Below are 26,935 nucleotides of genomic sequence, written 5' to 3' on the forward strand. Positions count from 1 at the left end.
TCTAAGGTCCAAATAACTGATCATAAATCGATGGGTTTGTAAGACGACGATGCGATAAGGTATCGATTAATTTTATTTCCCTGACGGAATACCAATTCTTCCCGGTTTACGGAATGTCCTGTATATCGAGATCCATTTCCTAAATACCATTCGCAACTCTTCAAAAACTGAACTTGTTGTTGGATTAACTTTTGCTTCCCATTTTCATCGATGCGATAATAGCCATCAGCTTCTTTCAATACAGAAAATGAATATAGGTTATTCACAAATGAACCAGTATAAACCAAGGAGATCTGAGCAGATTCTCCATTCCGCAAGAGCGAAATAAGCGTAGCTGATCCGTAATCTGTACACACAAAAGGATCGCTGTAAAAGGGATAAGGATTTACACGGAGCAATTCTGGAATACCCGTTATCGATGTATATGGATTGACTAAGGATGTCTTGTTGGATGCAATCTCCGATTGATTATTCTGGCAAGCCAAAAAATAGAAGGAGAAGAAAACAAGCAATAGGCTTTTCATGATTTACGTTTTATAAAATCAAGATGCAGATAGGAATTGGAATCCATAAAAAAAACCATTCCGGAAAGGAATGGTTTTATATAGTTTAAACGTGGAAATTAAACAGTCTCTTGGTTTAATCCTTGTTTGTAGATTGCTTTCTTAACCTGGATACGACGAGTAACAGATTTTTTCTCGTAAGCTTGACGTGAACGAAGTTCTCTCAAAACACCAGTTTTTTCGTATTTCTTCTTGAAGCGTTTTAACGCTCTATCCAACGATTCTCCTTCTTTTACATTAACGATAATCATGCTTGCTATATACCTCCTTTCGTAGCCCTTTAAATTGTGAGTGACAAAGGTACGGTATTAATTCAAAATTCAAAAGTAAAAATTCAAAAATATGAAGTCAGAATTCAAAGAACGTTAGTTATAATTCAAGTTTCTTTATAATCGCAGCTAAATCTTCTGTTTCTGTACATAAAGCCGTTTGAAATCCCATTGCTTCGGCACTTGCCAAATGCTGAGGCGAGTCATCGATAAATAAAGTTTCTTCTGGTACTATATGCTGTTCGTCAATTACTTGCTGAAAAATGGCCGGATCGGGTTTCCGTTTTCCCATCAGGTGAGAATAATAGGCTTTCTCAAAAAACACAGAATTGTCGGGAACGCCGTACGTATCTTGAATATGCTTCATGCAAAATTCATAATGCAAGGCGTTGTTGTTGCTTAATAAAAACAGGCGGTACTTTTCCTTTAACTGAAGCAACAATTCATGCTTTCCTTCGGGCACGCCGATCAATAAGGAGTTCCAAGCCTGATCGATTTGCTCATCGCTAAGGTCTTGCCGATGAGCCTTGTCCCTCACCCCCTGCCGGAATGCAGCAATGCTTATTTCGCCACGATCGAAAGCATCAAATAAAGAATCTTGTCCATGATGCGCAAAAAAATCATCTACATTTGTGATTCCTAGCGCGATAAAGGATTGGCGCACCGTAGGAAAGTCAATCATAAAGATTACATTGCCATAATCGAGGATAATATTTTTAATCTTTTGCATCTAAAAATTTTGTTTTCTCGCCGTAAATATCGATAATTGCATCGTCAAAAGGGAATATCCAATTGCTTTTTGACAAAATAAAATAACCGCGCCTATAGCTCAGTCGGTTAGAGTAGAAGACTCATAATCTTTTGGTCCCTGGTTCGAGCCCAGGTGGGCGCACTAAAAACCCCTGTAAGTTTTGAACTTGCAGGGGTTTGTTTTTTTAACGCACTATAAGGGGGCTGGATTGTAACAATGAAATCTACTTTCAATATCAAAAGTTATCAGGATTAGTTTTTCATCTGTATCAGAAATCGATTGTGAGTTACCAAAACCAAGACTACAAATTCACGATTGTTTTGAGTAATTCAAGTTTCTCATCCGATATTTTCAATGGAGAGAAACTATATTCTGCATTACTACCATCGTTATTAGAATAATATCCTGTATAAAACCATATTTCCTTAAATGGTGTTTCGGCTATGTAGTCATCCAATTTTTCAAAAGCACGTAATAAATCATTCAATTCGTATGTCACTGTTCTGTTGTCTATAATTAACGTTACATTTTCCTTGTTTGAATGTTTTTTGTTAATTTTTTTTTGAACAGCTTGTTTGATGATGTTATCTAGTTCATTTACTTTTTCATCTATTCTACTAGTGAAAATCAATCCCTTTCTATTAAAATAAGGGTTTGCAACAAAATCATCACTTTTCGTTCCTACTGATTTATAAAAAGCTATCTTTTCATTTAAGATTTCATTCGGGAAATTAAATGTAATTTTTTCTAATTCATGTAAAGTAATTTCTTCCTTATACAAGTTGGTGGCTAACCTTTCTTCATATTTTCGCTTTCTAAATTGCTCTTCGTTTTCAGCTATTGAAGTAATTTCAATATTTAAATTTTCAGAATTACTTAGTTCCCATTCAAAGTCCCAAGGGTTATCTCTACCGATCAAATTTGCTCCAATATCCTCCTTCACAAACCAATGTACATATCTGCTTAAAAAATGATTTGAAATAATCTCTTCTCTAAGCTGGATATCTGGCACGGAAAGTATAATACGTTCGACAGAAGTCCCATCGCGATTAATTAATATAAATCTTTGAAAATTATTTTTATCCTCAAGTCTTTTTCTTGGATTTAGGTCAGTAGATATAGAAGTCATGGTCTTAAGTTTTATAACTTTTAAATTTCTATGTTGTCAGAGTTTTTAAAAAATTATTTGCTTTCACTTTGCTAAGCTACTTGTGTATTGTTTCAATCACTTTTGACACATCGTTAATTAATTCTGCACAGTTTCTTAAAAATTTTTCATCTACTCTAATCAAAAGTATTACTTCATCGATATCTCCTTCATCAAAAAAGCTATTTTCATCACTTTTGATTGTAAAAGGTAAATTCTCACATTCTGCTAATAATTTTTCATAGCTTTTTCCCCTACCGTGTTTAAGTACATTTATTGCTAGCTTAAAATAACTAAAACGTGAAGTAAGATTTGCATTACCGTTATATTCTAATAGTTTTAATACTTCTTTAAAACCATCGGTACAATTTAGTCGCCTTTGTAATTCTGCATCGAAAAGTGAAAACATACCAGTTGCAATAATGGCTTTTTGCAAATTTATCATTTGTAGGGTCCTTACAGAACTAGTTGTCGCATTTTCCTCTAGAGGTCGTAATAAGTTATCCCTCTCATTATTTAGAGCATTTATTGTAAAATCTATGCTGTTGTAAATTAATTCATGGTAATCGTGCACAATAATGTTTTATCTAATTTGTTTAAAACTCTAATTCCGTAAAATTATTTATTTAAGTGAGTTAAAGCGGTTTATTGTGGTTTAAAGATAATGAAAGTTCGTGAAAATAAATCGAATTATCTGGTTAGTAATATTTAAAAACGCTAAAGGATGAAAATGCCTGCAATTAAAATTGGTTGAAATCGAATCAATCTGTATATTGATAATATTATGTGTAAAAATCTGATATAGATATGTTTAAAAAAATAGCGGATCGAAAATCTAAAATTACTGGCTTATTCTTCATCTCATACCAGTCATCCAATACGCTAATATTGACAAAAGAGGTTTCTCCCTTCGTAAAACTACCGTAATCCTCGTGTATATGACCAAAAATATGGTATTGGTGTTTCACTTGAAAGACTCGTAAAAGTAATTCCTCACATCCAGTTCGCTTTCCGTAAACGGTTTCGTCCAAAAGGCCAAAAGGAGGGCCATGTGTAATCAACACATCTGTATCATTTGGAATCAAGTCCCAATGTTTCTTAATTTCACTACCCCGATTACGGTTAAATGCCCAATTGTTGAACAACGGTGTAATGGGTGAACCCCAAAATTTGACACCATTTATATCAATACTAGAATCATTCAAGTAAACAATTCCATCAGGGATTACGCTAGATATCATATCAGAATCAGCCTGTTCAAAGAAGAAATCATGATTTCATGCAACAAATATTTTGTGTGTATGCGTTTGTTCCGCAAACAATTCCAAAAAATCAATAAACTGTTCTTTTGTACCACCTCGAGTAACATCACCAGTGTGAATAAGAACATCTCCATGAGGAATTTTAAGTTTCGATGCTTACAGTCAGTATTTGAAATAGCTACAATTTGCATGTCCAAATATATTGACATGCAGTTTAGACAATAGTTAATTCAGCTTTCAATCCAAACAGTATACCTATTTCAAATCTAATAAGATTAAACCTTCGTTACTATTATTTCAATTTCTTCAAACGTTCTTTTGCTGAAGGTATAATATCATCATCTTCTGCATAATTTTCAATAACACTTTCCAAGGTCTTCTTTGCTTGAAGCGCATCTCCTTTGCGCGCATAGGTGTCTGAAAGAAGGATAAAGCTCTTTGCCACCCAATAATCATGTGAGTCCATATTTTCGATCACATCAAAGGCCGACTTCTGCGCTTTGTCGTACTCCTTGTTTTCATATTGCAATGTCCCCACAAGGTACCTTGCCTCGGCGCTGTATTCCGAATTGCTTTTTAACGCCGCCAAGTTCAAATCCTTTATCGCGCTTGCCGAATTTCCTTTCTTTTGTAGGGCTTTAGCGCTGTACAAGTACGCTGCTGCAATTGCATCGTCAGATGCCTTATCGTAATTCCTAATCAATTTCACATAGTTCTCCATCTGTTCAAAGTCACCAATTTCGAAATAGCAGATCATCAGGTTAGTTACTGCGTAGCCATAGTTATCTTTATAATCCGCATTGATTTCTATCTTTTTGAGATGCACAATGGCTTCGTTGTATTTCTTCAAGTCCAGGTATAAGGTTGCAACCGTTAACAGGGTTTTCTCCGTATACTGGCTTGTCCAATCGTTCAGGATAATGTTCAGGTCGTGAAGTGCTTCCTCTGGATGCCCCGTATGGTATAAGCTCACTCCTCGGATAAAGCGAGCATATTTTTCCTGTCTGGCTTTCGGAAATTTATCAAAATACGCGTTGATTGCCTCGACTGCTGGACCGTATTGCCCTCTGGAAAATAAGGTGCGCCCTGCCTGAAAAGCCAAGTTATCCTGCTCTGCAGGACTCAGGTCGGTGATGTTGGTGCTAGTGGCGTACTGAATATAACTCGTTGCGTCACCTTGATCTAGGTAGATATTTTCAATGGAGCTTAGTGCTTGCGACGCTTCATTGGTTGTGGCATATTCGCTCACCACTTTCTGGAAGGTAGCCAGCGCAGCTTCGTTATCATTTTTATTGTACTGAACAAGCCCGATCGTCATAAGCGCCCTCGGCACATAGCTGCTGCGAGGGTATTTTTCGATCATTTGTTGTAGTCCCTTAATGGCGGCATCGTAATCCCCTGTAGTGAAATATAGATACGGGATCTCAAACGCTACATCGTCCGCATAGTTCGACTTCGGAAATTGCTTAACAACAGCCGTCAACGTCTTAAGTTTAGCTTCATGGTTTCCCTGTAAGCCCTGAATAATACCGTGCTGGAACAATGCGTAATCCTGATTGGGGGCTTTGCTTTTAATCAGCTGGTCATAATAGTCGTTTGCTCGACTATAATTTCGCAAAGACAAATGCGAATCGCCTAAACGAGCGATCACATCGAAACGTATATTTTCATCCAACGCACTTTCTTCAGATACCAAAAAGCGTTCGAAATACTCGGCTGCCACGCTATATTTGTTGCTGCGGAATGCAGCATAGGCTAAGGCGTAGTTCGCATAATTGTATACACTGGTGTTTCGTGCGGCCGGCGACTGAAGGAACTTGGAAAAGTTGTCCACCGCCTCAGCGTACTTGCGCACCTCATACATAGCTTCCGCTTTCCAATACGTGGCCAACACTGCCATTTCGGTATCAAACGGGAATTTTTCAGATCGCATAAACATGGATATGCTGTTTTCGAAAGCGCGTTCGTTATAAAACTCCAATCCGCGGTAATACGTTATCTTTTGGTAAAAAACATCTTCTTTACGCTCCCTGTTGGGGAATGATTCCAACAAGTATACTGCTGCTTGAAAATTGCTGGTCCCCGATAAGACCTCAACCATTCGTGTTTCTGTCGTTTCAGATTTCTTATCATCGGGATTAGTAGCTGCATTTTTAAATGCCAAGTACTCTTCAAGTGGCTTCAAAGCACTTTCGACCGAGTCCAATTCAAATAAGATTTTTGCATAATTATACAACCCATCCGCTTTAACTTCTTGATCGAAATTCATTTTGGATGCATTATAAAATGCAGTTCGCGCAGCTTGCTTATCCCCGTTCTTTAGGGCAATGTAACCCAAACCAATATTCGAACTTTGATAAAAGGCATCCGAACCCTTCACTTGTTGAAAGATCGAAGCCGCTCTTTCGTATTCACCCGCGCGAAAGGCCAAAACAGCAATTCTATTGTTGTCGATATTGCTGCGCAAAGCGTTAGGGTATCTTTCCGGCAATGGACTATGGAAAGGCTCTTTATATGTATTCCTTGAAAAATACATGCTGGCAGCGATGTGACGCAGCTCGATTTCCAGTGTTTTTCGGTCGATTTTCATCTCCGGGCTTCGGCGGACCTTTACGGCATCGGCCAGTACCGGACGATATTCTATCACAACATTCACGGAATCCATCACTCCTGATTGCGTTCCATTCCATTGCTTATTAACTTGTTGCTTCTTTTCCTCCTGTTTTTCATCTTCCTGAGCCTGTGCGATTACCAGAAAAAGTGAAAAAATCACCGTAGATACAGGTTTCACATAATTACAAACCATCATTCTTTTTAACATCATTGTTCCTTCCTATTTCTGACCTTTTCCAACTATACATTGTGGTTGGAAAATAATAAAAACATTATTTTCTCCCCAGCAAATGCTGTTCAAAGCTAAAAAATTCCAATCAGTATTGGGTAAATTGTTAGGCAAATTGAGAGCCAATTCAGTAATCCTTATGTATAAATTATGCTACAATCTTAAAACAGGTTTGTTTTCATCTAATCGTTATACTAGGTTGGTATATCAGAAAGGCTGTTTTTTGAAAATTCTTAATTTAATAAATTTAAAGAAATTAAGCTTAGGATCAGTGGTTCGGTCTAAAATCCAAATCAGTAACAAGTCTATCGGGATATAAAAGAAAATCGTGAAAATCTCTTTTAGGAGATCGCTTATATGACGTACAAAATTTGGACAAAGCGGAATTTAGGCTCAGAAAACAACAATTTCGTCCTTTTCCTGATGTCAAAAAGAAGAATAGTAGTATTATCAAATGTTGATAGAGAAAGGATTTCAGTTTATAAAGGAATTACCCCTAAATTTAGATTAAATTTTTAGTTGAATTAACCAATGAAAATAGCCATCACAGCAACCCACAGAGTTGGAAAGACAAGCTTAGCAGAAAGTCTCGTGGAGATTTTGCCGGAATACCAAATACAGCCTGAGCCTTATTACCAATTGGAAGAATCTGGGATCTTGTTTTCTGAAAGTCCAACTATAACTGATTTCCTTTTGCAATTGGACTATGCTATTGAACAATGCCACACAGACAATCAAAATATAATTTTTGATCGATGTCCTCTCGATCTGCTGGCTTATATCCATGCTTTGGACAAGACAAAAAACATTCAATTCCTGTATAATCAAGTCGAAAATGCATTGAAACAAATCGAATTCCTGATTTTTATTCCGATAGAATCTCCAGATTTAATCGGTTGCCCAGCATCTGCTTACCCCATTTTAAGAAAGCAGGTAAATGATATTTTAGAAGAATGGATTTGCGATTTTGATATCGAATTCATTCAAGTAAATGGAACAATCAAAAATAGAATTGATCAGGTATTGAAACGAATTAAAAAAGTTGTTTGAATTGCTGGCAACTATCTATTCTATTTACTTAATCCCCAAAGCTTTTATTATTTTTTTTTCTCAAGTAGTTCATCTTAATTATTCCCACCTGTAACTTAAGGGAAGCTTAATGTTATGTCTTTGAAATCGGCTGAAAAAAATGGCTATAAGTTAATGACTTTCCAGCGTTCTTGACATCAGATTAAAGGAATACAGACTAATTAAAGTTGTAGAGATTTAAGCCCTCTATAAACTTAAAATCTCGCAAATTGTAAGTAAATAGTTTTAGATTCGTTTCTAATGATGTAGCAGCAATCATTGCATCGGGGATTGTTAGTCCGTGCGAAAGATGATAAGTAGTTAATAATTCGATTGCGCGAAGTGTTATTTGGGGGCTTAATAAAATCGTATCTAACCGCTTTAATTTTTTCTGAATTTTTTGAAAATGCTCTTTGTTATGGGTGCCCTTAATTAATTCCATTTTGCTAACTCCAGAGATTAGAATGTTTTCAATCCCAATCTGGTTTATCTTAACTTCAGTTTGAGAATGAAACTTCTTATTTCCATCGAATAGCTCAATAATTACATCGGTGTCGCAGATTATTTTCTCCGTTTCCATGCTGATTCTCTTATTGACTTAGCATCCATATTTTCTTCTGTGAAAATATTGTTTAATTCCTCTATATCGACTTTCGGATCTCCCTTTTGAATTGGTACTCCTTCGATATGGTAAACTTCAGCATCTTCCATTTCTTTAGAATCTAAAATGGTAAAACCCAAGTAATCACTCAAAGCACTCAACACTTTTAAAGTCTTTTTATTTTTGAATTTTATAACTGCTTTGTGCATAACAATTTAATTGCTTATCAAATATATTAAATTTTTGTAAATTCAAAAAGCTTATAATCAGTGAATAAAAAGCATTCTACATACCAACTACACATTCCCAATCTCAATTCCTTTGGGATTTAAAGTTTCTTCAAGCTGTTGTTTATCTAGCTGTCCTTCCCAATTCGCGACAACAATCGTTGCGACAGCATTACCGACTAAATTCGTTAGGGCTCTGCATTCGGACATAAAGCGGTCGATGCCTAAGATCAAGGTCATTCCTGCGATCGGAACTTCGGGCACGACAGCTAAGGTTGCTGCCAGCGTAATAAATCCGGCACCCGATACGCCTGCCGCTCCTTTCGAACTTAGCATGGCGACCAAGAGCAAAACGACTTGTTGCTGAATGCTCAAATCAATATTGCAAGCTTGCGCAATAAACAAAGCGGCCATCGTCATATAGATATTCGTGCCATCGAGGTTAAAGGAATAGCCTGTCGGAATAACCAAGCCAACAACGCTTTTCTCACAGCCTGCCTTTTCCATTTTCTGCATTAAGGAAGGCAAAGCCGCTTCGGAAGAACTGGTGCCTAAAACCAATAGCAATTCATCTTTGATATAAGCTAATAACTTAAAAATGCTAAAGCCGTTATACCGTGCAACCGCTCCCAGAACCACAATAACAAATAAAATTGATGTGCCGTAGAATGTGATTACAAGCAAGGCGAGATTCGCAATGGATTCAATCCCGTATTTTCCAATGGTAAATGCCATTGCACCAAATGCACCGATCGGCGCAAGTTTCATTAATAATTCAACAATCTTAAATACAGGAAATGTCAATGCCTGAAAAAAGTCAATCACGGGTTTGCTGTTATCGGAAGTCAAAGCCAAACCTATACCAAACAGAATGGCGGCAAATAACACTTGCAGGATATTATCACCGGTCAGTGGACTCACCAATGTTTTCGGGATAATATTCATAAAGAAATTGAGCAAAGAGGAATTCTCGGCATCCGAAACATATTTAGCAACTTGGTTTTGATCTAGGCTTGCCGGATCAATATTCAACCCAGCACCCGGCTGTACCACATTGCTGACAACCATCCCGATAATCAGCGCTAAGGTGGAAAAAGTAAGAAAATAAATAAACGATTTCCCTGCTACCCTACCTACTTTCTTGAGATCGCTCATGCCAGCGATTCCCAGCGAGACTGTCAGGAAAATAACCGGAGCAATAATCATTTTGACCAAATGAATAAATCCATCGCCCAAAGGTTTCATCATTTCTCCGATATTCGGATAAAAATAACCAAGAGCTATACCGACGATAATCGCGAAAATAACCTGAACATATAAAATCTGATAAAACTTCTTTGCCTGCTGAGGTTTTGTGTCTACATGGATTTGCATAAATACGGTTTATGTTCTAAATATAACTTTTTGGAATTAGATGGCAAATTCTTGTTCATGATTTAAGCTTGATTCGGAAAATGAGTATCTTTGGTAACGAAAAAAATAAATTTGAAACAAAACCACATGCTGTCTATTCATAATTCTAAACTTATTCTTCTGTTCGTTCTTTGTACATTTTTTCAGCCTGATACATCTGTTGCTTATGCGCAGGATTCACGTGCCTACCAAGTGGATCGGGATAGCGATTTTGGGCGGACTTTTCAAAGCTCGGATTTAACGGAAGTAAAGTTTTTCGAAATTTATGGTGCTATGGCAACCACCGGCTTGATGTACGAGAAATTCGGGAAATGGGATCAGGCGGATTTAGTGCAGAAAAAATACCCCTTGTTTACTTGGACGTTCGTGAAGTTATTTGAGCATAGCGATGAAAAGTTCACAGTCTATACCTATGGGATGGAAACCGAGGATGATTATTATTCTTCGATCTTTATTGAGAATATGGATGGAGAAGACATGTTGGGAGACGAAAGCTACCGAGATGAGTTTATTGACTTATTCGATGGCAAATTAGATAAAGAAACGGATAATGATCAATTCTTTGAAGAATATTGGCGATTTAGCAATCCGAAACGTTACAAAGAATTGTATGGAGAATAGGGATTTAATAAGAATTAAACCCCTATAAATAATTTGTTAATCAAATGTGATGCGCACATTTGTAAATCCCAAACCTTCAATTATCGGTTTTAACACATTAGAAGCATTTGCTTTAGTCTGATTCAGGATATCAGATTTCTTTACTTCGGCAGTAACTTCACGTTCTGCGGCTTTGTAGGCTTCATCCACTAAATCCGCTTCGCGGAAAAATGCCATTTTTGTATCGTATACTTTTGAGTTCTTGTGATCTATCTTCACATAACAAATTTCTGGCTGAGGGAGATTTAAAATCACGGTATCCTCTTCGATTTTTAGATCTGTTGAGGTAAATTTTGCCAAATCAATACAACCGACCGCTTCTGCTTTGACAATCAAAAGCACACTGGCTTCTGGCAAGTAATCCGTTTTGTTGATGTGTTCAATGACATCGCTGATTTGATAACGCACCAATTCTAATTTTCCAATCGCTTCAATCTTTTCGACCATCAATTGATGTTTGCTTTCGACTGACGTATTGATGCTGAACTTCTGAGCAAGGAAAAAATATCCTGCGACCAGAATAATTAACCAAGGGAGAATACGTAAAACTATTTTCATATCGTTAAATTATGTACTTGTACTTCTTTGTAAATCAATTATTAATCCATTTACCCTAATTTCAATAATTTTGTTACAGCCAATCGATCAAATACGATTTAAATATCTTCGGGAACTAGATAAACTGACAAAACGTCTGTCTTCTAAAGCATAAGCTACAAATTCAAAATGAAAATAAAAATTTAATAAAGGATATAACAATATTGCATACATCTTAATTCCTTTAAAAATGCTGAAAAAAGCTCTCTATGATTGGTTTTGAAATAACCGTTAAAGCCTGGTAGAGGCTAAATATTTGTAGACAATACAATTGAAAATTAAATGCGTGCCGTAGGTACGCAATCGAATCAATGAATTTATAGTTTGTCGCGTACCTACGACACGCTTCTAATATTGGAAATCTTTTTCTACAAACATGTTGCTCCTACGGAGCAATCCTTCTCCCTAAGCCCAAATCTAAATACTATATACTAGCTACTAATTACTCAAAACGTATTCTTGAATTTCCCTCTGTGTCTTTTGTGCCTTCTCAGCGTCTTCTGCGGTTCTTTTTGGAAAGGCTGTAACGCGGAGTTTCACAGAGTGAGGCGCAGAGTTTCGCAGAGCTAATCCCCCTAACCCCCGAAGGGGGAATTAATTTAGAAAGACTTTCTAGCTTTTCAAACCTTGCTCTGTGTCTTTTGTGCCTTCTCAGCGTCTTCTGCGGTTCTTTTTGGAAAGGCTTTAACGCGTAGTTTCGCAGAGTTTCTCAGAGCTAAATCCCCCAACCCCCCGAAGGGGATCTTCAAAGTAAAAAGTAAAAATTCAAAAACCTTTCCGCGCCTTAGTTTTTCGCTGGTGCGCGTTTGGTGTGTGCTTATTCTCCCTAAGCCTAAATCTAAATACTATATACTAACTACTATATACTATATAAGACAATACAATAAACAAAATAAAAATATAAACTATTGTTTTTTAACAAATTAAATCATTCAACTAAAGTCAAATAGCAATTAAATCATGATAATTGTCATAAAAAAAGTCACTTTTTCATGATTCTTCGACGACTTCTCATAAATCTTCGACGACTTCTCATGAATCTTCGACGACTTTTCATAAATCTTCGACGACTTTTTATGAATCTTTGACGACTTCTCATAAATCTTCGACGACTTTTCATAATTCTTCGACGACTTCTCATGAATCTTCGACGACTTTTCATGATTCTTCGACGACTTCTTATGATTCTTCGACGACTTTTCATAATTCTTTGACGACTTCTTATGATTCGTCGACGATCATTTATCATCTATTGATCGCTTATAATGACTTGTTGGGGAGGGATTAAGGCTAGTTGTTGAAGGATTTCAAACTAACATTGAGAACTAATCGAGAATGTAAATCCTTTTATCCAAAGTTCGACATCTCCCTTAGGAAGATATCGAACAATAGTTTTCCAAGTGAAAATTCAAAAGCAAAAAGTAAAAAAGCTTTTCTGTTTGTCAATTAGATTACGGTTTAGTGCCTTCTGCTGATAGCGAAATGGCATAATAACCCGTATCAACCTACTTTTTCATCGTCCCCTTTTCTGCTAGGCGCAGATGCCAACTAAATGCTTCTTCCAGCAAATGGGGTGTATGTCCTCCCCTTTCTTTCGCACGGTCAAAATAAGACTGCAATTCTTGCCTAAAGTCTGGATGAACACAGTTGTCAATAATTTTCTGGGCACGTTCTCTAGGCGCTAGACCTCTTAAATCGGCTAAACCAATGTCCGTCACCAAAATATCGACATCATGTTCGGTATGGTCGACATGCGAAACCATTGGCAACACATGGGATATGGTATTTCCTTTGGAAGACGCTTGGGTTACAAAAATGCTTAAGTAAGCATTCCTTGCAAAATCACCTGAGCCCCCAATTCCATTCATGATTTTTGTGCCGGAAATATGGGTCGAGTTGACATTTCCGTAGATATCAAATTCGATAGCCGTATTGATGGCAATAATTCCCAATCGGCGGATCAGGCCTGGCGTATTCGAAATATTCTGAGGCCTTAATACAATTTTGTCCCTATACTTTGCCAGGTTATTGAATACACGGTCATAGCATTCGGCTGAAACCGTGATGGACGAAGCGGAAGCAAAACTCAAAATTCCTGAATCAATCAAATCAAACGTACTATCCTGCAACACTTCGGAAAACATCGTCAAATCGTAGAAATTGCTGTGTTTAAATCCTGAAAGAACCGCATTCGCAACCTTGCCAATTCCCGCCTGCAGCGGCAATAAGCGGTCGCTTAAATGGCCGAGCTGTACTTCATTCTCAAAAAAATGAAGAATATGCTTCGCAATGGATTCCGTTTTAGGATCCGTTTCGGCAATATCTGCTGGGCTATCCTGAATATTTGTGAATACGATACCGACGACTTTCGAAGGATCTAATGGAATGGATCGCCTTCCGATTTTGTTCCAAGGCGCAACGATTGGAATAACATTTCGATGAGGATAATTCTCTGCTTGATAAATATCATGGATTCCAAAAACCTCTTCGGGCACGGCTGTATTGATTTCAATAATTACTTGTTTGGCCAAGGCGGCGAAGGTTACCGAATTTCCGACCGACGTTGTCGGCACAATATTTCCATCGCGATCAATGTATGCAGCTTCTATGACAGCTAAATCCACAGAAGGCAAATTTTTATTGTGCAACAATTCCGCACTTTCGCTTAAATGCTGATCGATAAACAATACTTCTCCAGCATTGATTTTCTCCCGAAGAACCCGGTCAACTTGGAAAGGCATGCGTTTGTACAATGCGCCTGCGGCAGCAAGTTTTCCGTCTGTATCATGTCCTAAAGACGCTCCCGTCATCAATGTGATTTTGATAGGCTCTTGTTTTGCCCGTTCCGCAAAGGCTGGAAGAACGACTTTGCTATCGCCGGCTTTGGTAAATCCCGAAGAACCGACAACCATACCGTCTTCGAAAAACAATGCCGCTTCTTGTGCAGTGATGACTTTGTCTTGCAAGGGCGCAAACTTGATTCTTGATAAATCCATATGAGGTTCGTTTGTTATCGTTCGTTTAGATAAGTAAAATAGCAAAGCTAATAAATAAGCGTTGATTAAAATGCATGCCTATCCTATTCAATTAAAATAATTGCTTTAAAATAGATTTCGGCTTTAAAATATTCGAAGCATCGCCGTAGGCAATGAATGATTCTATTTATTAAGCAATAGCTTATAGCTTGATTAGCTTTTAATTAAATCTATTGTCATAAATAAGTCAGTCGACCAACAAACAATATGCTGTACATTTTAGTTATATGTATATGTTTTACTAAAAAATCGATTTTATGAAATACATTGCACTTAGTTTATTGCTTATTCCTTTTGTATTCCTTACTTCCTGCCAGTCCAATCAAACAGCCAAAACCGCTGGTACAGAATCGGACCTAACGGAGGTGAATTTTGGACAAGCAAGTGATACAGCTTTAGTTGATTTAACATTCGATATTATAGAAGATACGAAAACAGATTCAACGCATATTTACACGGTTCAGGCATTGAATAACAGCGAAACTGTAGGATTTCAGATTGAAATTGATGCCAACATTCCGGCAGGTACGGGAACTACTTCCGACGTTATTCTAAAGGACACGCTAATTGCAAATGCGATTACTTTCCGTTCCATCGGAGAAAATAGCAATGCTTTACTGGATGCTTTGGCAACCCGTTTTGGATTGACTCCGTCAAAATCTTTTGCTACTCAGGCTGTGCATGCTTCTGTATTTCCATTAAATACTGAAGTCGCCATTTTGGATAATTTGGGTGAATATAGTTTTCAGCTATATTTTCCAGAGGCCGAAAATACGTATGCGCCAATGCTGAATCTGAAAATCAATACGAATGACAACAAATTGGAATTAAAAGAAGTGGATGCCGAAAATAGAGCGAAATTGATTGAGCTATTTTCTCAGCAATAAGCAGATAAATCCTTAACTAATAATGGAGCTACATAAACCTTAGATCCATTAGTAGTTAAATAGCATTATTTATCCAATTCCTTTTCATTTAAATGTTTCCAATAGCGACGCGGAACATGTTGCAAATGCAATTTCATGTTTTTCCGTTCCTTGATATTGACTGCATTGAAATACCTTTTCCATAAATCGCTGTATAAATCTTCCTGTTCCTCCCATTGAATCGCAATCGTTTTATTTGAAATATTGACATCTTCGGTGAATGAAAATTCTTGAATGGATTCCAAATCGTAGGATAAGCCGTATTTTCGCTTACCGTCATAAATCATCCAATGCTGGTCGGCATAACGGTCTTTAAAATGCTTGCGGATTAAGGGCAAGACATCAAAATCAGGTTCAACCAAAGCGAAATAGATTCCATTATTCAATTTTTGAAAACGGATAAAAGCTTTCATGCGATGGCGTTCCCGAGAGACCGATTTAACAATCTGTTTTACCTCCAATACATCTTCATGGCCATAATTCAATCGGCTATTCTTATCCTGATTGAGGTAATAAACTGCTGTTTTTAAAATTAACAAAGGCGCATGGGGCAATTCCGAAAGAAAAACATGCCATAATTCGGTCAGTCCCTCCTTGCCTACTTTCGCTTCGAGCCCTTTCGCTACGCGATTTGCTTTTTCACTGTCAGAAGTGACTTGATGGGGCGAAGCAAATAAGGATAAATTTGCAAAATCCTGGTTCGAAGTAATAGACTCAACCTGTAATTTATAATCGAAATAGTCGAAAATGCAACAAAGCATTCCTTCCCAAGTTCCGTCGTATAATAAAATCCGAGAATTCATTTAGAATAAACTTAATTGAGATGTCGATTGCTTCAAATATTTACTTTGTGAGGAAGCTAAAATATAATGTTTGATTAAATCGGATTGCTTATCCGCAAAAACTTGCTGAAATCCGGCGCAGTTGATAAAATATTTTGCTCTATTCACAGCTACGCCTAATTTTTGGAGATTATCCAAACGCAATCCTCCAAACTTCCGAGCAGCCACTATTTTCTTTGCTGAATTTACGCCAATTCCCGGAACACGCAAAATCATTGCATAATCTGCTCGGTTGATATCTACTGGAAAAGAAGCCATATTTCGTAAAGCCCAGCCAAGTTTGGGGTCTATATCCAAATCCAAAGTCGGATGTGCTGTGTTCACGATTTCGTTTGCTTGATATCCGTAAAAGCGCATTAGCCAATCTGTTTGATACAAGCGATTTTCACGCACCATAGGAACGGCAGTTCCTAATGCAGGCAAGCGGTTATCATTTGAAATCGGAACATATCCCGAATAATAAACCCGCTTAAGATTAAAGTTTTTGTAGAAATATTGAGCCGTATTGACAATATGCTGGTCTGTTTCGCCACTGGCGCCAACAATCATTTGGGTACTCTGTCCTGCCGGAACAAATTTAGGAGTCGATTTAAAGATTTTTTTCTCCTCTTTGGTCTGAATAATGGTTTTCTTCAGATAATCCATTGGCTCAATCATATCTTTCCGGTTTTTTTCCGGAGCTAATAATTTCAAGCCCTCTTCGGTTGGGATTTCCAAATTAACGCTCAATCGATCGGCATATAATCCCGCTTCGTGCAATAAGTCATCAGAAGCTCCGGGAATCGTTTTAAGATGGATGTATCCATTGAAATTATGTTCTGTGCGAAGTTTTTTGGCAATCAACACCAAGCGTTCCATCGTATAATCGGAATTTTTGAAAATTCCAGAACTTAAGAACAATCCTTCAATGTAATTCCTTCTGTAAAAGTTAATCGTTAGATCAACGACTTCTTGGACGGTAAAAGCGGCACGTTTCACATCGTTGCTTTTGCGCGAAACGCAATAGGCACAATCGAAAATGCAATGATTTGTCAATAAGATTTTTAGGAGCGATACGCATCGTCCGTCTTCCGTGTAGGAATGACAGATTCCAGCACCTGTATTTCCTAATCCTTTGTCTTTGTTTTGCCTATTGCTTCCACTTGAACTACAAGAAACATCGTATTTCGCAGCATCGGCAAGAATTTCCAACTTATCCTTAATTCTATCTGACATAACGCTAATTTGATTAGCAAATATACTAATATATTTAGTAAAACTAAAATTTTTATATGAAGCCTTATTATTTTATAGCGTTGATAAAAAGATAAAACCTTTGATTAAGCAAATCGAATGGTTCAAATAGAAATTTGTCGAATTTATGTTTTGTTACGTTTAGTTACTTTAAAAGCTTTATCGGAATTAGAAATGCTGATTTTATGATATTATGTGAAGAAAAACGAAAATGTGAAGATTATTTGTGAGATAACCCTGTATTTTTATGCAAATTTTTAAAAAAATTAATCGTTTTATTATAAATAATATTTATTTTTACGACTATATATCAAAAACAACTAAAATAATCTATAAAAAAATGTCAAGTTTACGGTTTAAAGCAGTAGAAGTAGCTTCTAATAGGCACCAACAAGAAGAAGTCAAAGTAGTTTCTCAAAAATCAACATCCATTTATTGCAAGAATGTATTCACCATTGCAAAAATGAGAGATTATTTACCAAAAAACACCTATAGAGAGCTTGTTCGAACCATCGATGAAGGTACGCAGATCACTAGAGATTTAGCTGAGTACATTTCTCAGGCAATGAAAAATTGGGCTTTAGGTCATGGCGTAACTCATTATACGCACTGGTTTCAACCATTAACTGGAGCAACTGCGGAGAAACATGATGCATTCTTTGAGCCTGATGAAAACAATGAAGCTATTGAAAAATTCAGTGCTGAATCGTTAGTTCAACAAGAGCCAGATGCTTCATCATTTCCAAATGGTGGTATCCGCAATACATTTGAAGCTCGCGGTTACACAGCTTGGGATCCTTCCTCTCCTGCTTTTATCTTCGAAACAGGTTCTGGCAAAACATTGTGTATTCCTACTGTTTTTGTATCCTATACTGGAGAATCTTTAGATTACAAAGCTCCTTTGCTAAAAGCTATTAGTGCAGTTGATAAAGCAGCAACAGATGTTGCACAATATTTCGACAAATCCATTACTAAAGTAAATGCATCATTAGGTATCGAGCAAGAATATTTCTTGGTTGATCTTTCTTTATACTATGCTCGTCCGGATCTTCAATCTACAGGAAGAACTTTGTTCGGACATATTTCTGCAAAAGGACAGCAATTAGAAGATCATTATTTCGGAGCAATCCCTGAACGTGTTTTAGCGTACATGGTTGATTTGGAAAATGAAGCTTTGAAATTAGGTATTCCTTTAAAAACTCGCCACAACGAAGTTGCGCCTTCTCAATTTGAATGTGCGCCAATGTACGAAGAAATCAATTTAGCGATCGATCACAACCAATTGTTGATGAATTTGATGGAGCAAATTGCACTTCGCCACAACTTTAAGATTTTATTGCACGAAAAACCATATTCTGGTGTTAACGGTTCTGGTAAACACAACAACTGGTCGTTAATCACAAACACAGGCGTTAATTTATTGTCTCCAGGAAAAACTCCTAAAAATAATTTAATGTTCTTAACCTTTTTCGTAAACACGATTAAAGCGGTTTATGAAAATGCAGATTTATTACGTGCGTCGATTGCAAGTCACAGTAATGATCACCGTTTAGGCGCTAACGAAGCTCCTCCAGCGATTATCTCTATCTTCTTAGGTTCTCAATTGGATGAAATCTTAGAAGAAGTTGAATCGGCTCGTGTGGCGAAGAAAGTGAAAGCAGAAGCAAATCTATGGCATGGCATTCCAAAAATTCCTGAATTGAAATTGGATAACACAGATAGAAACAGAACTTCTCCATTCGCATTTACAGGAAATAAGTTTGAATTCAGAGCGGTAGGTTCTTCTTCAAATTCAGCTTTGCCAATGACTATTTTAAATACAATCGTTGCTGCGCAATTAATTGAATTTAAAGCTGAAGTTGATAAGCAAATCAAAAAAGGAACGAAAAAAGACCTTGCTCTTTTAAACGTTATCCGCAAATACATCAAAGAATCGAAAGCGATCCGTTTTGAAGGAAATGGATATAGCGAAGAATGGGAAATCGAAGCAGCGGCTAGAGGTTTATCAAATGTAAAATCAACTCCTAAAGCTTTGGACGTTTACGTAAAACCTGAGTCTTTAGAATTGTTTGAGAAATTAGGTATTTACTCTAAACGTGAGTCGGAAGCTCGCCACGAAATCTTGTTAGAGAACTTCTACAAAAAATTACAGATTGAGGCGCGTGTTATTGGAGAAATCGTTAGCTGTCAGATCGCTCCTGTATGTTTCGAATACCAAAATGAATTGATTGAAAACGTAAGAGGATTGAAAGATCTAGGCTTAAGCAAAGAAGCATATAGCTCTCAATTAAACTTAGTAGAACGTATTTCAAAACATACGAATACAGTTCTAGAAAAAGCTGAAGAAATGCGTCAGGCTCGTAAAAAAGCAAATACAATCGACGATGTTCGCGAAAGATCGATTGCATATGACGAAATTGTAAAACCTTATTTTGATGAAATCCGTTACCACGTCAACAAATTGGAAAAAATTGTTGATGATCAACGCTGGCCTTTACCAAAATTAAGAGAGTTACTATTTATTCACTAAGCTGAATAAAAATACATGAGCTAAGCTGTACTAATTTTTTAGTACAGCTTTTTTTATGATTTGAAGCCAACGAATGATGCAAAGCAAAGGTTCTTATGCAAGACGTCAACATGATGAAAGCCTGTTTTTTCCAATAAGTTCAATTGATAGATCAAACTTCTAGGCGAATCTTCTTTTTCAATATAATCGAATACATGATCCCGATAATTTTCATCTTTTAGTCCTTTCAGATAATCGCCATACTTTTCATTATAAACAAAATCTTGCAATCGGCTATTTTCTTGCTGGATCAAATCAAATATCCAGATGCTTCCTCCCGGCTTTAGTATTTTGTAGAATTTCTGAAATGCATTTTCCCAATCTTGGTCATTTCGAAGGTGATGAAGAACAGCCGTCGCGATAATCACATCAAAGGATTCATCCGCGAAATCAGCAGTTCTAAAGTCACCTTTCACCAATCGAACAGTACCGCTATTTATTGCTTCTATTCGCTCTTTTGCGCGATCGAGCATGGGCTGGCTTAAATCCACCAACGTGATTTCTAGCGGCGAATGAAAACGAAGCAGATTGACATCGTAATTGCCTGCTCCGCAACCGATATCAAGAACGGCGTTTAAATCAGGATATACTTTTGAAATGGCTTCACAGATCAGGTCCATATTTAATTTGGCATCCAACGTTGTCTGCTGGCCAGTATCTAAATTTGAAAAACGTTCTACATCTTGATCAAAACGAGATTCAATTTCTGCTAAACTGGATTTTTCTTTCATTATTCTAAATATTTATTTACCTTAAAAAGGTACAATTAATAATGCTTAAAAAAAATAGCCTTTAAAATCAATCGAGATGAAACTTTATAGCTTAGAAACGGGATTTTTTAAATTAGATGGAGGCGCGATGTTTGGTGTTGTTCCGAAATCCATTTGGCAACGAACCAATCCAGCTGATGCCAATAACCTCTGCACTTGGGGAAATCGCTTGTTGCTGATTGAAGACGGAAAGCGCTTGACCTTAATTGATACGTCGCTTGGCGATAAACAGGATGAGAAGTTTTTCGGACATTATTATCGACATGGAGAAGCAACGTTAGATAGTTCATTAGCAAAATATGGTTTTCATCGCAATGACATAACGGACGTGATCTTGACACATTTGCATTTCGACCATTGTGGTGGAGCAATCGTTCGCAATCGCGAAAAGCTAGTTCCAGCCTTTCCAAACGCAACCTACTGGAGCAATGAAAAACATTGGCATTGGGCAGTGAATCCGAATCCAAGAGAAAAAGCTTCGTTTCTAAAAGAAAATATACTTCCCATTCAAGAAAGTGGACAGCTAAAATTTATTGTAGAAGGAGAGAAATTTTCCGACTTGATTGACATTCGCTACGCGAACGGCCACACAGAATCCATGATGTTGCCACAAATTGAGTATAAAGGAAAAACAATTCTGTATGCTGCAGACCTGTTGCCTTCAGTCGGACATATTCCTCTGCCCTATGTGATGAGTTACGATGTGCGTCCATTGGTCACGATGGAAGAGCGGAAGAGCTATTGGACAGAATTCGTAGAAAAAGAATACGTAATTTTCTTTGAGCATGATCCTGTCAATGAATGCTGCACTTTGCAGCAGACGGAAAAAGGAATCCGTTTGAAGGAAACATTTAGGTTCAGTGATATCGCCTAAGTCGTTCCGAATGATTTAATTATACGCAATGTTTCGTACATTTAAATTAATAACAAAGTTAACATGTACAAAGCAGTCATCTTATTTATTCTATTTGCAGCTTACTGCCAAGCACAATCGTTGAAAGATTGTTCAAGCTGTTCAACCGAGATCATTAAACCTGCCCAACTAATAGGTTCGAGCATCGATGAGATTCGAATGTTGACCAATGAGATTTTTGCCAAAAATGGGCATCAGTTTGAAAATCCTCGCATACAAGAATTTTTCGAACAGGATCCAAACTATAAATCTTTAGGTGATAATAACAAGGTGACTTTTAACGCTATTGAAAAGCAAAACATTAAGCTTTTTCAAGAAACAACAACATCTCTGAAAGCAGCGCGCCAAGAACTTACCACTCAGCTCGAGAAGTTTAAAAACAATGTTCTTGGAGATGAACTAGTTGAATTAAAAAATTCATTTAATTTCAGCTATGAAGAAGGTGAACAGCACTATTTAAAAGATGTGGTCAGCAGGCTCGATTTGGACGATATCAATTATTATAAAAACACAGGCTTGCAAAAGGTTCTTGTGGATAATGGTTTTGTGAAGATTGTCTATGAACTGCGTATAGAAAACAACCAGATTCATCTAACTTACAACCACATGGCTCATTCAGAAATTATAAAGGATTTTGATGAATTTACAGATTATCATTCCGAAAATGAATTTACGTATAATTGGCAGTTTGAATTTGTAAATAATCAATTGAAGTTTGTCCGATTTGTTGTTGCTGGATAAAAATTATCCCGAAGTTTAATAAACTTCAGGAAGATAAAAATATAAGAAATGAATAAAATCCAACGTGAAGATCTATCTATCGTCAGGCAGCACAGCAACCTGAACGAAAAAGAAATTGAATCCATTCTTGAAGAATCTATTTATGCGAAAAAGGATGATTGGCAAAAATTTCTTCGCCTGTTTTTTATTGTATTGGGAATTGGATTTACCATAGCGGGTATCATCTTCTTTTTTGCATATAACTGGGCTGATTTAAACAAATTTGTGAAGCTCGGTCTTACGCAAGGTTTGCTGATCGTGACTACCCTATTCGCAATTTATCCTAAACTGAATACTCAGCTAAGGAAAATAATATTAACCGCTGCGTCTGTGCTTGTCGGAGTTTTATTTGCGGTTTTCGGACAGATTTATCAAACAGGTGCGAATGCCTATGATTTCTTTTTAGCTTGGACTTTGTTTATCACTCTTTGGGTTATTGTTGGGAATTATGCAACCTTGTATTTACTTTATTTAGCATTGATTAATACAACGCTGTATTTGTATGCTGATCAAGTCGCACAAGATTGGTCCTTTATATTCTTGTTCACCCTTTTGTTCTTGGTGAATACAACGGCATTGATGGCTGCCATCATTCTTCCTCAAAACAAGAAACACAAAATATTGCCAACATGGTTTTTGAATATCGTAGCGCTCGCAGCCATATCATTCGCAACAATTGCACTGGCGTACGGCATCGTTGATGGAAATTTGTTATCCATACTGCCTTTAGCTGTTTTTGTCAGCATTGCCTATTCGGTCGGCATTCGATATGGCCTTCAGATCAAAAGCGGATTCTATCTTTCGGCTATTCCTTTTAGTGTCATCATTATCTTATCTTCCTTGTTATTCAGGATATCAGATGATGAATTCATGTTTTTTATCAATGGCCTATTTATTATTGGAGGAGTAACTTTAGTTGTGACAAACTTAATCCGTCTGCAAAAGAAATGGAGGAAAAATGAAAACTAGAGAAGAGATCGATGAAATCTTATCAACGATCCAAGCGACATCTAGCAGAACGCTGCAATTTGATGAAGAAGCGATTTATGCAGAATATCAAAGAGATAAGGATGATCAATCGTTGTCCATAAAAATAATGACAATCCTTGGCGGAATTCTAGCCTGCATCTCGTTCGTCGGCTTTATTTTAATAGCTGGCTTATATGATTCCGAAATGGGCATGTTGCTTTTTGGAGGAATTTGTCTTGTTGCTTCGCTATTAGTCAGCAAATCTTCTGACAAAATCATTCTCGATACCATCGGCATTTCAGCATTTATTATCGGTTTTGTATTGATTGGAATAGGATTGTCTGGAATGGACGTTGATAAGAACTTGATCATCCTAAGTATCTTGCTTACAAGTTTGGCGACCTTTAGTCTAAGCAGGAATTACATCTTGACCTTTCTTTCGACATTAGTGATTAATGGAAGCATTTTGTTTTTCTGCATTCTGAATGATGAGGTTGTTTTGGTGCAAGCCTATTTATCCTTGTTAGCTGCAGGTATAGCCTTCATCTTCCTAAATGAGGCGAAATGCCTAGCTGCATCGCCAGCAATTTCTAAGCGTTATGAGCCTGTACGGATAGCCTCTTTGTTTTCTATTATTTGTGTCAGCTTATTTTTAAGCATTAATGGATTAGAAGAAATCGCTCAGAAATACATTATTGCATCTTCGGTATTTATCATCATCGTTATTCTTTATGTCATGTCGATTGTACTGAAAAAATTAAGCATTAACGATCAAAGCGGCAAATTGACAATTTATGGGTTAACCATTTTACTGCTCTTACCTACCCTCTTGTATCCTGCGATTTCAGGCGCATTTTTAATGATTCTATTGAGTTTTATGGTTTCATACCGGACTGGATTTTTCTTAGGAATTATTTCGTTCATCTATTTCATTGGTCAATATTATTACGATCTGAATTTCACCTTGCTAACAAAATCCATTTTGTTGTTTTGTTCTGGAATACTGTTTCTGTTGCTTTATTATTTTACCTCAAAAAAATCTTCAAAAAATGGCTAAGTATATCGGACTGATCATATTGGGAAATCTAATTCTTCTATTGATTTATTTTAATACATCGATTGCAAAGAAAGAAAAGATTCTGGATGACGGACAGCTTGTTTTATTGAATTTGGCACCTGTTGATCCGCGATCATTGATGCAAGGCGATTATATGGCTTTGCGCTATTCGATTGGAATGCTAGATTATAATGATTCAATTCCGAAGCGCGGATACATTGTTGTTACGCTGGATTCAACAGCTGTTGCCGACAGAGTACGTTTTCAAGAAGATCAAACGCCACTGAAATCTGGAGAGCAATTAATCGAATACAATGCACTGAACTCATGGAATGTTCATATCGGGGCTGAATCTTATTTCTTCGAAGAAGGACAGGCTGAAAAATATGAGAAGGCAGCATATGGAGGATTAAAAATCGATAAACACGGGAATAGTATTTTAATAGGCCTGTATGATGACAATAAGCAGTTAATTCAATAAAATCTGTACTTCTATACGTAATAAGTAAGCAATTCGATCGGTATTCTCTATTTGAATAAAAATAATTACTCTATAATAAAATCTTTCAAAAATTGATTAATTTGGCTGTGTAAAAAACACCTATGCAGTTAAAAGTTATAATCACAGGAAGCACCGGAATGGTCGGCGAAGGAGTTTTGCTTACTTGCCTTAATGACCCCCAAGTTTCGGAAGTTTTGCTGATTAATCGAAGACATTTAGATCGCAACCATCCAAAATTAAAAGAACTGCTTATTTCTGATTTCACCAAAATCAATGAACATGCCGAAGAGCTAAAAGGCTACGACGGATGTTTTTATTGCGCTGGAATTAGTTCGGTTGGCGTTTCGGAAGAAGATTTTACGAAAGCTACCTATAATACAACCGTTTCATTTGCTGAGCAGCTTGCTTCCATAAACCCACAGTTGGTTTTTACATATGTTTCTGGAAGCGGAACAGATAGTTCGGAAAATAGAAAAGTCATGTGGGCGAGAGTGAAAGGACGAACAGAAAACGTGTTGATGCGATTGCCATTTAAAGCGGTTTACAATTTCCGTCCAGGCGTCATGAAAATCGTCAAAGGACAGAAAAACACCAAAGGTTTTTTAAAAGTGATTTCAGGACTATATCCACTCTGGAATCTTCTCTTTCCAAAATTTAGCTGCACATTGGAAGATGTTGGCAAAGCCATGATTCATGCCGTCACAAACGGATATCCAAAACCAATAATTGAAGTAACCGATATTAAAATCTTAGCACAGAAAAACTCTTAGAAAAAGTATGTTAGTAAAAAAGAATGTCACATTTAAAGGATTGATGAGATTTGCAGGTCATCATTTGGTTTGGTTGACCCTGTGGGCCGTCATTGTTGCAAGCCTATATTATTTCACTGATTTTGGAGAATTTACCATACCTTGGGTTCCACTTTCTGTGATCGGTACCGCCGTTGCTTTTTATGTAGGTTTTAAAAACAATCAAGCCTACGACCGCTTATGGGAAGCCCGCAAAATCTGGGGCGCGATTGTAAACAGCAGTAGATCTTGGTCTACAATGGTGAAAAACTTTGTAGGAGATAATTTTACTGATGAATCTATTTCTAAAGAAGAACTTCTTCAGATCAAACTTTCCTTAATTTTTAGACATATTGCTTGGCTTTACACCTTGAGAAGCCAATTGTTATTAAGTACGCAATGGGAACATGCGAGTTTAAGGGGAACCTTTGGAAAATTCGCTCGGTTACAACAATCAAAAAACGGCGTGGGATTGTTCAATGATCAATTCGAGCATTTTAAAATGGAAAGATACTTATCCAATGACGAAATTGAAGATCTTAAGAGATTTGATAATCCAGCTACACAACTGATTGATAAACAAACAGAAGCTTTATCGACGCTAAGGCAGCAAAACCTAATCAACGACTTCCGTCAGGTCACTATGCAGAATACGTTGAATGATTTTTATAACCACCAAGGCATGGCCGAACGAATAAAGAAATTCCCCTTGCCACGCCAATATGGAAATATCACTTTTATTTTCGTCTGTGTATTTATCTTCATGTTGCCTTTTGGCATTGTTTCTGAATTTAGCAAAATCGGTGATTGGGGAATTTGGTTATCCATTCCCTTTGTCGTTATTGTTGGGTGGATGTTTGTCTGTATGGAACTTGTGGGCGATTATTCAGAAAATCCTTTCGAAGGTCTTCCTAACGATGTGCCAATGTTATCCATCTGCAGAACCATTGAAATTGATTTGCTTCAAATGATCGGTGAACAAGACATTCCAAAACCTATTCAAGTTCAAAGAGGAATATTGATGTAACCTTTTGTAAATTTTACATAGACAAACTCTTTTTTAAGGCCTCATGAGGCCTTTACTGTTTTTAGCTAGCTTAGTAATCCATATCTTTAAGAGTCACAATAATCTATTGAATATAATTAAACCG

Annotated in this window: 27 protein-coding genes and 1 tRNA gene; 13 read left to right on the plus strand and 15 right to left on the minus strand. The window is 37.0% G+C overall.

Going from position 1 to position 26,935, the window contains the following annotated elements; all coding sequences use genetic code 11:
* Positions 1 to 20: 20 nt before the first annotated feature.
* The 3 genes from C4F49_RS16620 to C4F49_RS16630 form a co-directional block, all read right to left on the minus strand.
* Positions 21 to 524 (minus strand): hypothetical protein, encoded by a 504-nt coding sequence (locus tag C4F49_RS16620; protein ID WP_196936959.1) that lies wholly within the window; start codon positions 522 to 524, stop codon positions 21 to 23.
* Between the two features lie 98 nt (positions 525 to 622).
* Positions 623 to 814: a 30S ribosomal protein S21 gene (gene rpsU / locus C4F49_RS16625; protein ID WP_196936960.1), complete on the minus strand. Its 192-nt coding sequence runs from the start codon at positions 812 to 814 to the stop codon at positions 623 to 625.
* Between the two features lie 118 nt (positions 815 to 932).
* A complete protein-coding gene (locus tag C4F49_RS16630) occupies positions 933 to 1,562 on the minus strand; it encodes an HAD family hydrolase (protein ID WP_196936961.1) in 630 nt (209 codons plus the stop codon).
* A gap of 88 nt (positions 1,563 to 1,650) precedes the next feature.
* Here C4F49_RS16630 and C4F49_RS16635 point away from each other — a divergent pair.
* Positions 1,651 to 1,724: transfer RNA gene (locus tag C4F49_RS16635), tRNA-Ile, on the plus strand.
* Between the two features lie 160 nt (positions 1,725 to 1,884).
* Here the strand turns inward: C4F49_RS16635 and C4F49_RS16640 are convergent.
* From C4F49_RS16640 to C4F49_RS16655, 4 genes are all read right to left on the minus strand, one after another.
* Positions 1,885 to 2,712 (minus strand): hypothetical protein, encoded by an 828-nt coding sequence (locus C4F49_RS16640; RefSeq protein WP_196936962.1) that lies wholly within the window; start codon positions 2,710 to 2,712, stop codon positions 1,885 to 1,887.
* A 76-nt stretch (positions 2,713 to 2,788) separates the two neighbouring features.
* Entirely contained in the window at positions 2,789 to 3,304 is a 516-nt protein-coding gene (locus C4F49_RS16645; RefSeq protein ID WP_196936963.1) for a hypothetical protein, read from the minus strand.
* 208 nt (positions 3,305 to 3,512) lie between these two features.
* Positions 3,513 to 3,971: a metallophosphoesterase family protein gene (locus tag C4F49_RS16650; RefSeq protein ID WP_196936964.1), complete on the minus strand. Its 459-nt coding sequence runs from the start codon at positions 3,969 to 3,971 to the stop codon at positions 3,513 to 3,515.
* A gap of 313 nt (positions 3,972 to 4,284) precedes the next feature.
* Positions 4,285 to 6,816 (minus strand): tetratricopeptide repeat protein, encoded by a 2,532-nt coding sequence (locus C4F49_RS16655; RefSeq protein ID WP_196936965.1) that lies wholly within the window; start codon positions 6,814 to 6,816, stop codon positions 4,285 to 4,287.
* Between the two features lie 549 nt (positions 6,817 to 7,365).
* Between C4F49_RS16655 and C4F49_RS16660 the strand changes: the two genes are divergently transcribed.
* The gene (locus C4F49_RS16660; RefSeq protein WP_196936966.1) at positions 7,366 to 7,884 is read left to right on the plus strand and encodes an AAA family ATPase; all 519 of its coding nucleotides are present in this window, start codon (positions 7,366 to 7,368) and stop codon (positions 7,882 to 7,884) included.
* A 196-nt stretch (positions 7,885 to 8,080) separates the two neighbouring features.
* Here the strand turns inward: C4F49_RS16660 and C4F49_RS16665 are convergent, their stop codons facing one another.
* From C4F49_RS16665 to C4F49_RS16675, 3 genes are all read right to left on the minus strand, one after another.
* Positions 8,081 to 8,482, minus strand: a complete 402-nt coding sequence (locus C4F49_RS16665) for a type II toxin-antitoxin system VapC family toxin (protein WP_196936967.1) — start codon at positions 8,480 to 8,482, stop codon at positions 8,081 to 8,083.
* Positions 8,464 to 8,712, minus strand: a complete 249-nt coding sequence (locus tag C4F49_RS16670) for a hypothetical protein (protein ID WP_196936968.1) — start codon at positions 8,710 to 8,712, stop codon at positions 8,464 to 8,466. Before C4F49_RS16670 ends, C4F49_RS16665 begins: the two co-directional genes overlap by 19 nt.
* 87 nt (positions 8,713 to 8,799) lie before the next feature.
* Complete coding sequence (locus C4F49_RS16675; RefSeq protein WP_196936969.1) at positions 8,800 to 10,104, minus strand: dicarboxylate/amino acid:cation symporter; 1,305 nt, start codon at positions 10,102 to 10,104, stop codon at positions 8,800 to 8,802.
* A gap of 126 nt (positions 10,105 to 10,230) precedes the next feature.
* Between C4F49_RS16675 and C4F49_RS16680 the strand changes: the two genes are divergently transcribed.
* A complete protein-coding gene (locus tag C4F49_RS16680) occupies positions 10,231 to 10,764 on the plus strand; it encodes a hypothetical protein (RefSeq protein ID WP_196936970.1) in 534 nt (177 codons plus the stop codon).
* Positions 10,765 to 10,800: 36 nt separating this feature from the next.
* On the opposite strand, the gene C4F49_RS16685 is transcribed toward C4F49_RS16680, so the two are convergent.
* Entirely contained in the window at positions 10,801 to 11,361 is a 561-nt protein-coding gene (locus C4F49_RS16685; protein ID WP_196936971.1) for a DUF4230 domain-containing protein, read from the minus strand.
* 1,123 nt (positions 11,362 to 12,484) lie between these two features.
* Between C4F49_RS16685 and C4F49_RS16690 the strand changes: the two genes are divergently transcribed.
* On the plus strand, positions 12,485 to 12,688 hold the full coding sequence (locus C4F49_RS16690; protein ID WP_196936972.1) for a hypothetical protein: 204 nt from the start codon (positions 12,485 to 12,487) through the stop codon (positions 12,686 to 12,688).
* 217 nt (positions 12,689 to 12,905) lie between these two features.
* On the opposite strand, the gene C4F49_RS16695 is transcribed toward C4F49_RS16690, so the two are convergent.
* Positions 12,906 to 14,396: a succinate CoA transferase gene (locus C4F49_RS16695; protein WP_196936973.1), complete on the minus strand. Its 1,491-nt coding sequence runs from the start codon at positions 14,394 to 14,396 to the stop codon at positions 12,906 to 12,908.
* Between the two features lie 296 nt (positions 14,397 to 14,692).
* Here C4F49_RS16695 and C4F49_RS16700 point away from each other — a divergent pair, with 296 nt between their 5' ends.
* Positions 14,693 to 15,322 carry a hypothetical protein gene (locus tag C4F49_RS16700; protein WP_196936974.1) on the plus strand — a complete coding sequence of 210 codons (630 nt, stop codon included), beginning with the start codon at positions 14,693 to 14,695 and terminating at the stop codon, positions 15,320 to 15,322.
* A gap of 65 nt (positions 15,323 to 15,387) precedes the next feature.
* Here C4F49_RS16700 and C4F49_RS16705 read toward each other — a convergent pair whose 3' ends face one another.
* Together C4F49_RS16705 and C4F49_RS16710 are read right to left on the minus strand one after the other, a co-directional pair.
* Positions 15,388 to 16,164 (minus strand): TIGR03915 family putative DNA repair protein, encoded by a 777-nt coding sequence (locus tag C4F49_RS16705; protein ID WP_196936975.1) that lies wholly within the window; start codon positions 16,162 to 16,164, stop codon positions 15,388 to 15,390.
* Positions 16,165 to 17,418 carry a putative DNA modification/repair radical SAM protein gene (locus C4F49_RS16710; RefSeq protein ID WP_196936976.1) on the minus strand — a complete coding sequence of 418 codons (1,254 nt, stop codon included), beginning with the start codon at positions 17,416 to 17,418 and terminating at the stop codon, positions 16,165 to 16,167.
* 358 nt (positions 17,419 to 17,776) lie between these two features.
* Here C4F49_RS16710 and C4F49_RS16715 point away from each other — a divergent pair, with 358 nt between their 5' ends.
* Positions 17,777 to 19,966 (plus strand): glutamine synthetase III family protein, encoded by a 2,190-nt coding sequence (locus C4F49_RS16715; RefSeq protein ID WP_196936977.1) that lies wholly within the window; start codon positions 17,777 to 17,779, stop codon positions 19,964 to 19,966.
* A gap of 53 nt (positions 19,967 to 20,019) precedes the next feature.
* Here C4F49_RS16715 and C4F49_RS16720 read toward each other — a convergent pair whose 3' ends face one another.
* Positions 20,020 to 20,736, minus strand: coding sequence for a class I SAM-dependent methyltransferase (locus C4F49_RS16720; RefSeq protein ID WP_196936978.1), 717 nt, complete (start codon positions 20,734 to 20,736; stop codon positions 20,020 to 20,022).
* A 76-nt stretch (positions 20,737 to 20,812) separates the two neighbouring features.
* Between C4F49_RS16720 and C4F49_RS16725 the strand changes: the two genes are divergently transcribed.
* The 7 genes from C4F49_RS16725 (at position 20,813) to C4F49_RS16755 (ending at position 26,811) form a co-directional block, all read left to right on the plus strand.
* Positions 20,813 to 21,649 carry an MBL fold metallo-hydrolase gene (locus C4F49_RS16725; protein ID WP_196936979.1) on the plus strand — a complete coding sequence of 279 codons (837 nt, stop codon included), beginning with the start codon at positions 20,813 to 20,815 and terminating at the stop codon, positions 21,647 to 21,649.
* 63 nt (positions 21,650 to 21,712) lie between these two features.
* The gene (locus tag C4F49_RS16730; RefSeq protein WP_196936980.1) at positions 21,713 to 22,429 is read left to right on the plus strand and encodes a YARHG domain-containing protein; all 717 of its coding nucleotides are present in this window, start codon (positions 21,713 to 21,715) and stop codon (positions 22,427 to 22,429) included.
* A 48-nt stretch (positions 22,430 to 22,477) separates the two neighbouring features.
* The gene (locus tag C4F49_RS16735; RefSeq protein ID WP_196936981.1) at positions 22,478 to 23,437 is read left to right on the plus strand and encodes a DUF2157 domain-containing protein; all 960 of its coding nucleotides are present in this window, start codon (positions 22,478 to 22,480) and stop codon (positions 23,435 to 23,437) included.
* Positions 23,427 to 24,494 carry a DUF4401 domain-containing protein gene (locus tag C4F49_RS16740; RefSeq protein ID WP_196936982.1) on the plus strand — a complete coding sequence of 356 codons (1,068 nt, stop codon included), beginning with the start codon at positions 23,427 to 23,429 and terminating at the stop codon, positions 24,492 to 24,494. The genes C4F49_RS16735 and C4F49_RS16740 overlap by 11 nt, the downstream gene beginning before the upstream one ends.
* Positions 24,487 to 24,975, plus strand: coding sequence for a GDYXXLXY domain-containing protein (locus tag C4F49_RS16745; RefSeq protein WP_196936983.1), 489 nt, complete (start codon positions 24,487 to 24,489; stop codon positions 24,973 to 24,975). The genes C4F49_RS16740 and C4F49_RS16745 overlap by 8 nt, the downstream gene beginning before the upstream one ends.
* Before the next feature lie 122 nt (positions 24,976 to 25,097).
* Positions 25,098 to 25,766 (plus strand): NAD-dependent epimerase/dehydratase family protein, encoded by a 669-nt coding sequence (locus C4F49_RS16750; protein ID WP_196936984.1) that lies wholly within the window; start codon positions 25,098 to 25,100, stop codon positions 25,764 to 25,766.
* A gap of 7 nt (positions 25,767 to 25,773) precedes the next feature.
* Positions 25,774 to 26,811, plus strand: coding sequence for a bestrophin family protein (locus tag C4F49_RS16755; RefSeq protein WP_196936985.1), 1,038 nt, complete (start codon positions 25,774 to 25,776; stop codon positions 26,809 to 26,811).
* Positions 26,812 to 26,935: the final 124 nt, after the last annotated feature.

It is taken from the genome of Sphingobacterium hungaricum (assembly GCF_015210005.1).
GTDB classification, from domain to species: Bacteria; Bacteroidota; Bacteroidia; order Sphingobacteriales; family Sphingobacteriaceae; genus Sphingobacterium; species Sphingobacterium hungaricum.

Bases quoted from the DNA above. Each gene is read 5' to 3' on its own strand.
- C4F49_RS16640 (WP_196936962.1), bottom strand. From the start codon at position 2,712: ATGACTTCTATATCTACTGACCTAAATCCAAGAAAAAGACTTGAGGAT.
- C4F49_RS16740 (WP_196936982.1), top strand. From the start codon at position 23,427: ATGAAAACTAGAGAAGAGATCGATGAAATCTTATCAACGATCCAAGCG.
- C4F49_RS16670 (WP_196936968.1), bottom strand. From the start codon at position 8,712: ATGCACAAAGCAGTTATAAAATTCAAAAATAAAAAGACTTTAAAAGTG.
- C4F49_RS16750 (WP_196936984.1), top strand. From the start codon at position 25,098: ATGCAGTTAAAAGTTATAATCACAGGAAGCACCGGAATGGTCGGCGAA.
- rpsU (WP_196936960.1), bottom strand. From the start codon at position 814: ATGATTATCGTTAATGTAAAAGAAGGAGAATCGTTGGATAGAGCGTTA.
- C4F49_RS16630 (WP_196936961.1), bottom strand. From the start codon at position 1,562: ATGCAAAAGATTAAAAATATTATCCTCGATTATGGCAATGTAATCTTT.
- C4F49_RS16650 (WP_196936964.1), bottom strand. From the start codon at position 3,971: ATGATATCTAGCGTAATCCCTGATGGAATTGTTTACTTGAATGATTCT.
- C4F49_RS16720 (WP_196936978.1), bottom strand. From the start codon at position 20,736: ATGAAAGAAAAATCCAGTTTAGCAGAAATTGAATCTCGTTTTGATCAA.
- C4F49_RS16695 (WP_196936973.1), bottom strand. From the start codon at position 14,396: ATGGATTTATCAAGAATCAAGTTTGCGCCCTTGCAAGACAAAGTCATC.
- C4F49_RS16665 (WP_196936967.1), bottom strand. From the start codon at position 8,482: ATGGAAACGGAGAAAATAATCTGCGACACCGATGTAATTATTGAGCTA.
- C4F49_RS16735 (WP_196936981.1), top strand. From the start codon at position 22,478: ATGAATAAAATCCAACGTGAAGATCTATCTATCGTCAGGCAGCACAGC.
- C4F49_RS16655 (WP_196936965.1), bottom strand. From the start codon at position 6,816: ATGATGTTAAAAAGAATGATGGTTTGTAATTATGTGAAACCTGTATCT.
- C4F49_RS16725 (WP_196936979.1), top strand. From the start codon at position 20,813: ATGAAACTTTATAGCTTAGAAACGGGATTTTTTAAATTAGATGGAGGC.
- C4F49_RS16675 (WP_196936969.1), bottom strand. From the start codon at position 10,104: ATGCAAATCCATGTAGACACAAAACCTCAGCAGGCAAAGAAGTTTTAT.
- C4F49_RS16700 (WP_196936974.1), top strand. From the start codon at position 14,693: ATGAAATACATTGCACTTAGTTTATTGCTTATTCCTTTTGTATTCCTT.
- C4F49_RS16685 (WP_196936971.1), bottom strand. From the start codon at position 11,361: ATGAAAATAGTTTTACGTATTCTCCCTTGGTTAATTATTCTGGTCGCA.
- C4F49_RS16620 (WP_196936959.1), bottom strand. From the start codon at position 524: ATGAAAAGCCTATTGCTTGTTTTCTTCTCCTTCTATTTTTTGGCTTGC.
- C4F49_RS16745 (WP_196936983.1), top strand. From the start codon at position 24,487: ATGGCTAAGTATATCGGACTGATCATATTGGGAAATCTAATTCTTCTA.
- C4F49_RS16660 (WP_196936966.1), top strand. From the start codon at position 7,366: ATGAAAATAGCCATCACAGCAACCCACAGAGTTGGAAAGACAAGCTTA.
- C4F49_RS16755 (WP_196936985.1), top strand. From the start codon at position 25,774: ATGTTAGTAAAAAAGAATGTCACATTTAAAGGATTGATGAGATTTGCA.
- C4F49_RS16730 (WP_196936980.1), top strand. From the start codon at position 21,713: ATGTACAAAGCAGTCATCTTATTTATTCTATTTGCAGCTTACTGCCAA.
- C4F49_RS16680 (WP_196936970.1), top strand. From the start codon at position 10,231: ATGCTGTCTATTCATAATTCTAAACTTATTCTTCTGTTCGTTCTTTGT.
- C4F49_RS16705 (WP_196936975.1), bottom strand. From the start codon at position 16,164: ATGAATTCTCGGATTTTATTATACGACGGAACTTGGGAAGGAATGCTT.
- C4F49_RS16715 (WP_196936977.1), top strand. From the start codon at position 17,777: ATGTCAAGTTTACGGTTTAAAGCAGTAGAAGTAGCTTCTAATAGGCAC.
- C4F49_RS16710 (WP_196936976.1), bottom strand. From the start codon at position 17,418: ATGTCAGATAGAATTAAGGATAAGTTGGAAATTCTTGCCGATGCTGCG.